The organism is Aquabacterium sp. A7-Y (assembly GCF_026153205.1).
Taxonomy (GTDB): domain Bacteria; phylum Pseudomonadota; class Gammaproteobacteria; order Burkholderiales; family Burkholderiaceae_C; genus Caldimonas.
The window spans coordinates 83,243-92,181 of the sequence record NZ_JAPFBW010000028.1 but is presented as its reverse complement, the minus strand read 5'-3'; the positions used below and the strand labels follow the sequence as shown (position 1 = coordinate 92,181).

The following is an 8,939-nucleotide window of genomic DNA, read 5'->3' as shown; positions in this document are numbered from 1 at the left end:
CATCCAGCTGATCCGCGAGGTCACCGAGGGCCGGACCTTGCTGACCGTGGAGCACGACATGGGGGTGGTGTTCGGCCTGGCCGACAAGATCGCGGTGCTGGTCTACGGCGAGGTGATCGCCTTCGACACGCCGGACAAGGTGCGCGCCAACCAGCGTGTGCAAGAGGCCTACCTCGGCTCCGTGCTGGCCGAGCAGCAGGCATCCGCCGCGGCGGGCCGCGCCACCGAGAAAGCCGGAGTCTGATCATGCTGCAACTCGACAAGCTGCATGCCTACTACGGCAAGAGCCACATCCTGCACGGCGTCACGATGAACGTGCAGCCCGGCGAGATCGTCAGCCTGCTGGGGCGCAACGGCTCGGGCCGTTCGACCACCGTCAAGACCATCATGGGACTGGTGGACGGGCAGGGCTCCGTGCGCTTCAAGGACAGCGAGATCCTCGGCCAGAAGGCCTTCGATATCGCGCACCTCGGCATCGGCTACGTGCCCGAGAACCGCGACATCTTCCCCCGGCTCACGGTGCACCAGAACCTGATGCTGGGCCAGAAGCGCAAGGGTGCCTCGGGGCGCTGGAGCTTCGACGACATGTACCGCATGTTCCCCAGGCTGAAGGAGCGCCAGCACACCGAGGCCGGCGTGCTCTCCGGGGGCGAGCAGCAGATGCTGACCCTGTGCCGCACCCTGATGGGCGACCCCGATCTCATCATGATCGACGAGCCCACCGAAGGGCTCGCGCCCAAGATCGTCGAACTCGTGGCAGAGTACCTGAAGGAGCTGAAGAGGCGCGGCGTCAGCGTGCTGCTGGTGGAGCAGAAGCTGACCATCGCGCTGGAGATCTCGCAGCGTTGTTATGTCATGGGGCACGGCAGCATCGTTTTCGAAGGCACGCCGGCCGACCTGCGCAACAATGCCTATGTCCGCAAGGAGTGGCTGGAGGTCTGAGTCCAGTCGCGGATTCCGCGTGGCGGGACGTCCGGAGGCCCGTGCCCGGGCCGCGACGTTCGACCTGCCCGAACCGCCATCCCTTGCAAGCAATTTGTCACGCCGGAGACAGGGTCCCGGCGTTTCAGCTTCTTAGAATCGAACGAGCGTTCTATTTTTGAATGGGAGCCTACGGATGAGTGCCAGTTACGAGCTCCACGGCAGTGTCGCCGTGATTACCCTGAACAACCCGCCGGTCAACGGCCTGGGTTACGAGACCCGCAAGGGCATCACCGACGGCATCGCCCGGGCGCAGGACGACGACAAGGTCAAGGCCATTGTCATCACCGGCGCCGGCAAGGCCTTCTCGGGCGGTGCCGACATTCGCGAGTTCGGATCGCCCAAGGCGCTGCAGGAACCCAACCTGCTGAGCGTGATCTCGACGGTCGAGAACAGCAGCAAGCCGGTGGTCGCCGCGATCCACTCGGTCTGCATGGGTGGCGGCCTGGAGCTGGCCCTCGGCTGCCACTACCGCGTGGCGCTGCCCGGCACCCAGGTGGCCCTGCCCGAGGTCAAGCTGGGCCTGGTGCCCGGCGCTGGCGGCACGCAGCGCCTGCCGCGCGCGATCGGCGTCGAAAACGCCCTCAACATGATCGTCAGCGGCGAGCCGGTCAAGAGCGAGCTGCTCGCGGCCATCCCCGGCCAGAAGCTGTTCGATCGCATCGTCGAGGGTGAACTGCTGCCCGCAGCGGTCGCCTTCGCCAACGAGGTGGCCGAGAAGCGCCCGCTGCCGCTCGTGCGCCAGCTCAAGGCCGAGCACGCCAACCCCGATGGCTACTTCCAGTTCGCCCGCAACACCGTGGGCGCGGTGGCCAAGAACTTCCCCGCGCCGAGCAAGTGCGTGGACTGCGTCGAAGCCTCGGTGCAGAAGAAGTTCGAGGACGGCATGGTGTTCGAGCGCGAGCAGTTCGCCGCGCTGATGATGACGCCCGAATCCAAGGCCCTGCGTCACGCCTTCTTTGCCGAGCGTGCCGCCAGCAAGATCTCCGACGTGCCCGAGGACACCCCGGTGCGCCCGATCCAGAAGGTCGCCGTCATCGGCGCCGGCACGATGGGTGGCGGCATCGCGATGAACTTCCTGAACGCCGGCATCCCGGTCATCATCATCGAGATGAAGCAGGACGCCCTTGACCGTGGCATCGGCGTGATTCGCAAGAACTACGAGGCCCAGGTCAAGAAGGGCAAGCTCAAGCAGGACAAGTACGAGCAGCGCATGGCACTGCTGAGCACAACCCTGAGCTACCAGGACATCGCCGACGCCGACCTGGTGATCGAGGCGGTGTTCGAGGACATCGGCGTCAAGGAACAGGTCTTCAAAACCCTGGACGAGGTGATGAAAAAGGGCGCCATTCTGGCCTCCAACACCTCCACGCTGGACGTCAACAAGATCGCTTCCTTCACCAAACGTCCGCAGGACGTGGTCGGCATGCACTTCTTCAGCCCGGCCAACGTGATGAAGCTGCTGGAAGTGATCCGCGGCGAGAAGACCGCCAAGGACGTGCTGGCCACGGTCATGCAGCTGGCCAAGAAGATCAAGAAGACCGCTGTTGTCTCGGGCGTCTGCGACGGCTTCATCGGCAACCGCATGCTGGAGCAGTACTCGCGCCAGGCCGGCTTCCTGCTGGAGGAGGGCGCCACGCCCGAGCAGGTCGACAAGGCCGCCGAGCGTTTCGGCTTCGCGATGGGCCCCTTCCGTGTCGGCGACCTGGCCGGCAACGACGTGGGCTGGTACATCCGCAAGCGCCGCTACATCGAGAAACCCAACATGCGCTACAGCAAGACCGCCGACCTGCTGTGCGAGATGGGCCGTTTCGGCCAGAAGACCGGGGCCGGCTGGTACGACTACAAGCCGGGCAAGCGCGACGCGATTCCCTCGCCGGTGGTCAACGAGATGATCGAGAAGCACCGCGCCGAGCTGGGCATCAAGGCCCGCAAGATCAGCGACGACGAGATCATCGGCCGGCTGGTCTACGCCCTGGTCAACGAAGGTGCGAAGATCCTGGAAGAAGGCATCGCCCAGCGCGCCTCGGACATCGACATGGTCTACCTGACCGGCTACGGCTTCCCGCTGTTCCGCGGCGGCCCGATGTGTTATGCCGACACCCAGGGCCTGTTCAGCGTGGTGCAGGCGATGAAACGCTTCCAGAAGAACCCGCACGACGATGCGCAGTTCTGGGAGCCGGCACCGCTGCTCGCCAAGCTGGCCGAGGAAGGCAAGAGCTTCAGCTGAGCTGATCCCGCCCCACGAACCGCCGGAGGACGACCATGACCACACGCGCCAGCTTCACCCGCATGCAGGACAGCACGCGGGACGATTGGAAAGTCATCTCCGGCGAGTTCATGGGCTTTGCGAAGGGCCTGCCCGAGCGGGTGCTGGCCCACCTGAAAGTGCTCGAAGGCGACTACGGCGGCTTTCCGGTGGACCGCTACACCCACTCGCTGCAGACCGCGACGCGGGCGTTGCGCGACGGCCGCGACGAGGAGTACGTGGTCTGCGCGCTGCTGCACGACATCGGCGACACGCTCGGGTCGTTCAACCACCCCGACATCGCCGCGGCCATCCTCAAGCCCTTCGTCAGCGAGGACAACCTCTGGATGGTGCAGCACCACGGCATCTTCCAGGGGCGCTACTTCTTCCACCACATCGGCATGAACCGGGACATGCGTGAGCAGTTCCGCGCGCATCCGTGTTTCGAACGCACCGCCGAGTTCTGCGAGCTCTACGACAACCCGGCCTTCGACGCCGCGGCAGAGACCCTGCCGATCGCCGAGTTCGAACCCATCGTGCGACGCGTGTTCGCCCAGCCCCGCAACACCATCTACAAGGCGGCCGTCGACCCTCAGGCGTCCGGCCCCGCTGCTGCTTGAATTCCCAAGGAGTTTCTCCATGACCGACGCTGTCATCGTATCCACCGCCCGCACCCCGCTTGCCAAATCGTGGAAGGGCGCCTTCAACATGACCCACGGCGCGACCCTGGGCGGCCATGTCGTGAAGGCCGCCGTCGAGCGCGCCGGCATCGACGGTGCCGAGGTCGAGGACGTGCTGATGGGCTGCGCCACGCCGGAAGGCGCGACCGGCGGCAACATCGCGCGCCAGATCGCGCTGCGCGCCGGCCTGCCGGTCAGCGCCAGCGGCGTCACCGTCAACCGCTTCTGCTCCAGCGGCCTGCAGACCATCGCGATGGCGGCCCAGCGCATCATCGCCGGCGAAGGTGACGTTTATGTCGCCGGCGGCGTCGAGAGCATCTCCTGCGTGCAGAACGAGACCAACACGCACATGTTCCGCGAGGGCTGGCTGATGGAGCACAAGCCCGAGATCTACTGGAGCATGCTGCAGACCGCCGAGCAGGTCGCCAAACGCTACAAGATCTCGCGCGAACGCATGGACCAGTACGGTGCGGCCAGCCAGCAGCGCGCCTGCGTGGCCCAGGAAGCCGGCAAGTTCAACGACGAGATCGTGCCGATCACCGTGACCGCCGGCGTCGCCGACCCGGTGCTGGGCATGCGCACCAAGCAGGTCACGGTGTCGCAGGACGAAGGCCTGCGCCCGGGCACCACCTATGAGGCCGTGGCCGGCATCCGCAGCGCGCTGCCCGGCGGCGTGGTCGCGGCCGGCAATGCCAGCCAGTTCTCCGACGGCGCCGGCGCCTGCGTGGTGATGAACGCCAAGCTGGCCGAGCAGCGCGGCCTCAAGCCGCTGGGCCGCTTCCTCGGCTTCGCGGTCGCCGGCTGCGAGCCCGACGAGATGGGCATCGGTCCGGTCTTTGCCGTGCCCAAGGTGCTGAAGCGCCTCGGCCTGCAGGTCTCGGACATCGACCTGTGGGAGCTCAACGAGGCCTTCGCGGTGCAGGTGCTCTACTGCGCCGACACGCTGGGCATCCCGATGGATCGCCTCAACGTCAACGGCGGCGCGATCGCGGTGGGCCATCCCTACGGCGTGAGCGGCCAGCGCCTGGTCGGCCATGCGCTGATCGAAGGCAAGCGCCGCGGTGCCAAGCGCGTCGGCGTCACGATGTGCATCGGCGGCGGCATGGGCGCGGCTGGCATCTTCGAAGTGCTGTGATGCCTTGAATCGCGCGGGAGCCTGGCCCTGGCGGCCAGCCCCGCGAGTCCCGCGGGACGGGCCACCGGCCGGCCGTCCCGCCGCTTCGGCCGGCTCGCCGGCCTTGTTGTCCACTACAGGCTGTAGACGAGCCCACCGATGCGTCCCACCCTCGATTTTCTGCTTCACGACTGGCTCGGCGTCGCATCGCTCACCGAGCGCGCCCGCTTCGCCGATCACTCGCCCGAGACCTTCGCCTCGGTGCTCGACACCTGCGAGCGCATCGCGCGCGAGAAGTTCGCCCCCTACAACCGGCTGTCCGACACCGAGGAACCGCACTTCGACGGCGACCGGGTGCACCTGCCGGAGTGCACGCACGCGGCGTTGGCCGCCTATGTCGAGTCCGGCATGCTGGCGGCGGCCCAGGACTACGAGAACGGCGGCATGCAGCTGCCTTGCGTCATCGAGATGGCGGCCAACAGCTTCTTCTCGATGGCCAGCGTCGCGATGGGTGGCTACGCGATGCTCACCAACGGCAACGCGAACCTGCTGATGGCGCACGGCAGCGCCGCGCAGAAAGAGGTGTTTGCCAAGAACGAATTCGCCGGCCGCTGGTTCGGCACCATGTGCCTGAGCGAGCCGCAGGCCGGCTCCAGCCTGTCCGACGTCGCGACCCGCGCGGTGCCGGACGGCCCCGACTCCGAGAGCGACCCGCTGGGCCCGCGTTTCCGCCTCAAGGGCAACAAGATGTGGATCTCGGGCGGCGAGCACGAGATCACCGAGAACATCGTGCACCTGGTGCTGGCCAAGATCCCGGGCCCCGACGGCAAGACCGTGCCGGGCGTGAAGGGCATCTCGCTGTTCATCGTGCCGAAAAAGCTGGTCGACACCGAGGGCCGGCTCACCGGCGAGCGCAACGACGTCGCGCTGGCCGGCCTCAACCACAAGCTCGGCTACCGCGGCACCACCAACACGCTGCTGAACTTCGGCGAGGGCCGTTTCCCGGTCCGGGCGGAGCAGGGCGGGGGCCTGGACGGCAAGGGCGCCGGGGCGATCGGCTACCTGGTGGGCGAGCCGGGCCGCGGCCTGGCCTACATGTTCCACATGATGAATGAGGCGCGCATCGGCGTGGGCCTGGGCGCGACCATGCTGGGTTATGCCGGCTACCAGGCCTCGCTGGAGTACGCGCGGCAGCGTCCGCAGGGCCGGCCCATGGGCCCCGGCGGCAAGGACGCCTCGCAGCCCCAGGTGCCCATCATCCAGCACGCCGATGTCAAGCGCATGCTGCTGGCCCAGAAGGCGTATTGCGAAGGCGCTCTGGCGCTGGAGCTGTACTGCGCCCGCCTGGTCGACGAGCAGGCCACCGGTGACGGTGCGCAGGCCGCGGACGCGGGGCTGCTGCTGGAGGTGCTGACCCCCATCGCCAAGAGCTGGCCCAGCGAGTGGTGCCTGGAGGCCAACAGCCTGGCGATCCAGGTGCACGGTGGCTACGGTTACACGCGCGACTTCCCCGTCGAGCAGTACTGGCGCGACAACCGCCTCAACATGATCCACGAGGGCGCACACGGCATCCAGGGCCTGGACCTGCTGGGTCGCAAGGTGGTGATGGAAGGTGGTCAAGGTCTGGCGCTGCTGGCCTCGAAGGTCCATGCGACGATCGAGCGGGCGCGGCGGGTGCCGGCGCTGGCGGAGCCCGCCAGCGCGCTGGCCCAGGCGCTGGCCCGCATCGGTCAGGCCACCCAGGCCGCCTGGGCCACCGGCGACCCGCAGGACGCGCTGGCCAACGCCACGCCCTACCTGCAGGCCTTCGGCCACACGGTGCTCGCCTGGGTGTGGCTGGACGTGGCGCTGCGGGCGCAGCAGCGCCTGGACGAGGGCGGCGACGCCGCCTTCCTGCAGGGCAAGCTGGCCGCGGCGCGCTACTTCTTCCGCTACGAGCTGCCTCGCATCGGCGCCTGGCTGGGTGTGGTCGAGAGCCGCGACCCGACCTGCCGGGACATGCAGGACGACTGGTTCTGAGGCACACCATGAACACGCGCACCGTAGAAAAGTGGACCTGGATACTGATCTACGGCGGGCTGCTGGCGCTGTGCCTCGGCGTTTTCGTGGCGCGCGGCGACGAGGCGCTCGGCAACGGCTTTATGCTCGGTGGTGCGGGGGCCGCTGCGGTCGGCGTGGTGCTGATCTATGTGCGCTCTCGCATGAAGCCTTCGGAGAAGTGAGCATGATCAAGCACATCGTCATGTGGCAGCTGAACGACGCCGCGGACGCCCCCAAATTCAAGGAACTCCTGGACAGCTGCAAGAACCTGGTGCCCGGCATGGTCGAGTTCGAGGTCGGTATACGCACCAGGAAGCTCGAGGCCAGCCACGACGTCGTGCTGGTTTCCACCTTCACCGACAAGGCGGCGCTGGACGCCTACCAGGAACATCCGCACCACAAGGCCGTGGGCGCACAGCTGGGTCGGCTGCGGCTGTCCCGGGCGGTGCTCGACTACGAAACCTCGGCGCCCGGCGCCGACCTGGACCTGGCCGACGACCTGTCGTTCGCACCGACCTATCCGGCGCCCCTGTAGCCACGGCGCCCAGCCCTGGGCGCACCGGCCTGCACGGGCCGGCGTCGCCTGTCCTTTTGATGACAACCAGTTTGTGAGTCTGTGTATGAGCCTGAACTCCCTGTTTGACCTGAGCGGCCATACGGCCCTGATCACCGGCGGCTCGCGCGGCCTGGGGCTGCAGATCGCCGAGGCACTCGGCGAGGCCGGCGCGAAGCTGATGCTCAGCTCGCGCAAGGCGCAGGACCTGGAGGAGGCCATGGCCCACCTGCAGGACCGCGGCATCGACGCGCGCTGGGTCGCCGCCGACGCCAGCAAGGAAGAGGACATCCACCGCATCGCCGACGAGACGCTGCAGCGGCTCGGCCACGTCGACATCCTCGTCAACAACGCCGGCGCCACCTGGGGCGCCCCGGCCGAGGACCATCCCGTCGAGGCCTGGGACAAGGTCATGGACCTCAACATCCGCAGCATCTTCCTGCTCACCCAGGCGATCGGCAAGAAGAGCATGATCCCGCGCCGGCAGGGCCGCGTGATCAACGTCGCTTCCATCGCCGGCCTGGGCGGCAACCCCGCCTTCATGAACACCATCGCCTACAACACCAGCAAGGGCGCGGTGGTCAACTTCACCCGCGCGCTGGCCTGCGAGTGGGGCCGCCACGGCATCACGGTCAACGCGCTGGCGCCGGGCATGTTCCCGAGCAAGATGACGCGTGGCACGCTGGAGAAGGTGGGCGTCGACAACGTCGCCAAGCACGCACCGCTGCAACGCATCGGCGATGACGAGGACCTGAAGGGCGCGGCGCTGCTGTTCGCCTCGGCGGCCGGCAAGCACATCACCGGTCAGATCCTGGCGGTGGACGGCGGCGTCAGCGCCCTGGTGGGCGGCTGAGGGAGGCGGCGGTGCAGTTCCCGGTCCACATTCCTTTTGTCCAGGCCTTGGGTTTCGAGCTGGTGCGCATCGGTGACAGCGAAGCCGAGCTGCGCCTGCCGCTGCGCGAGGATCACTTCAACTCCTTCCGCGTCGCCCACGGCGGCGTCAGCATGACCCTGCTGGACGTGGCGATGGCCCACGCCGCCCGCAGCATCAACCGCGAGCGTGCCGACTTCGGCCCGGGGGTGGTGACCATCGAGATGAAAACCAGCTTCATGCGCCCCGGCGAAGGCGAGCTGCGTGCGATCGGCCGGCTGATGCACCACACCGCCACCTTGGCCTTCTGCGAAGGCGAGATTCTCAACGGCGCCGGCGAGCGCATCGCGCACGCGACCGGCACCTTCAAGTACGTGCGAGCGCTCCCGACCGAGAAGCGCGACGTCAAACCGCTGCAGCGCCGCCTCGACGGCGCCGGCTCGGACTGAAAA

General features: G+C 67.6%; 9 protein-coding genes and 1 pseudogene. All 10 read left to right on the top strand.

What is annotated here, in order from left to right; translation table 11 throughout:
* Positions 1–244 (top strand): annotated as a pseudogene (locus OOT46_RS22745) (ABC transporter ATP-binding protein); the annotation flags it as partial.
* Positions 245–246: 2 nt separating this feature from the next.
* Positions 247–942 carry an ABC transporter ATP-binding protein gene (locus OOT46_RS22740; protein WP_265405911.1) on the top strand — a complete coding sequence of 232 codons (696 nt, stop codon included), beginning with the start codon at positions 247–249 and terminating at the stop codon, positions 940–942.
* Between the two features lie 175 nt (positions 943–1,117).
* Positions 1,118–3,211, top strand: a complete 2,094-nt coding sequence (locus OOT46_RS22735) for a 3-hydroxyacyl-CoA dehydrogenase NAD-binding domain-containing protein (RefSeq protein ID WP_265405910.1) — start codon at positions 1,118–1,120, stop codon at positions 3,209–3,211.
* A 35-nt stretch (positions 3,212–3,246) separates the two neighbouring features.
* On the top strand, positions 3,247–3,849 hold the full coding sequence (locus OOT46_RS22730; protein WP_265405909.1) for an HD domain-containing protein: 603 nt from the start codon (positions 3,247–3,249) through the stop codon (positions 3,847–3,849).
* A gap of 19 nt (positions 3,850–3,868) precedes the next feature.
* On the top strand, positions 3,869–5,044 hold the full coding sequence (locus OOT46_RS22725) for an acetyl-CoA C-acyltransferase (RefSeq protein ID WP_265405908.1): 1,176 nt from the start codon (positions 3,869–3,871) through the stop codon (positions 5,042–5,044).
* A 138-nt stretch (positions 5,045–5,182) separates the two neighbouring features.
* Positions 5,183–7,042, top strand: a complete 1,860-nt coding sequence (locus OOT46_RS22720; RefSeq protein WP_265405907.1) for an acyl-CoA dehydrogenase — start codon at positions 5,183–5,185, stop codon at positions 7,040–7,042.
* Between the two features lie 8 nt (positions 7,043–7,050).
* The gene (locus OOT46_RS22715; RefSeq protein WP_265405906.1) at positions 7,051–7,245 is read left to right on the top strand and encodes a hypothetical protein; all 195 of its coding nucleotides are present in this window, start codon (positions 7,051–7,053) and stop codon (positions 7,243–7,245) included.
* Between the two features lie 2 nt (positions 7,246–7,247).
* Positions 7,248–7,598 carry a Dabb family protein gene (locus OOT46_RS22710; protein ID WP_322114282.1) on the top strand — a complete coding sequence of 117 codons (351 nt, stop codon included), beginning with the start codon at positions 7,248–7,250 and terminating at the stop codon, positions 7,596–7,598.
* 85 nt (positions 7,599–7,683) lie between these two features.
* Positions 7,684–8,469 carry an SDR family oxidoreductase gene (locus OOT46_RS22705; RefSeq protein WP_265405905.1) on the top strand — a complete coding sequence of 262 codons (786 nt, stop codon included), beginning with the start codon at positions 7,684–7,686 and terminating at the stop codon, positions 8,467–8,469.
* An 11-nt stretch (positions 8,470–8,480) separates the two neighbouring features.
* A complete protein-coding gene (locus OOT46_RS22700; protein WP_265405904.1) occupies positions 8,481–8,936 on the top strand; it encodes a PaaI family thioesterase in 456 nt (151 codons plus the stop codon).
* The last annotated feature ends 3 nt before the right edge of the window (positions 8,937–8,939 follow it).

What these genes read in the sequence shown, in the direction of transcription:
- OOT46_RS22740 (WP_265405911.1), top strand. Translation starts at nt 247, where the DNA reads ATGCTGCAACTCGACAAGCTGCATGCCTACTACGGCAAGAGCCACATC.
- OOT46_RS22735 (WP_265405910.1), top strand. Translation starts at nt 1,118, where the DNA reads ATGAGTGCCAGTTACGAGCTCCACGGCAGTGTCGCCGTGATTACCCTG.
- OOT46_RS22730 (WP_265405909.1), top strand. Translation starts at nt 3,247, where the DNA reads ATGACCACACGCGCCAGCTTCACCCGCATGCAGGACAGCACGCGGGAC.
- OOT46_RS22725 (WP_265405908.1), top strand. Translation starts at nt 3,869, where the DNA reads ATGACCGACGCTGTCATCGTATCCACCGCCCGCACCCCGCTTGCCAAA.
- OOT46_RS22720 (WP_265405907.1), top strand. Translation starts at nt 5,183, where the DNA reads ATGCGTCCCACCCTCGATTTTCTGCTTCACGACTGGCTCGGCGTCGCA.
- OOT46_RS22715 (WP_265405906.1), top strand. Translation starts at nt 7,051, where the DNA reads ATGAACACGCGCACCGTAGAAAAGTGGACCTGGATACTGATCTACGGC.
- OOT46_RS22710 (WP_322114282.1), top strand. Translation starts at nt 7,248, where the DNA reads ATGATCAAGCACATCGTCATGTGGCAGCTGAACGACGCCGCGGACGCC.
- OOT46_RS22705 (WP_265405905.1), top strand. Translation starts at nt 7,684, where the DNA reads ATGAGCCTGAACTCCCTGTTTGACCTGAGCGGCCATACGGCCCTGATC.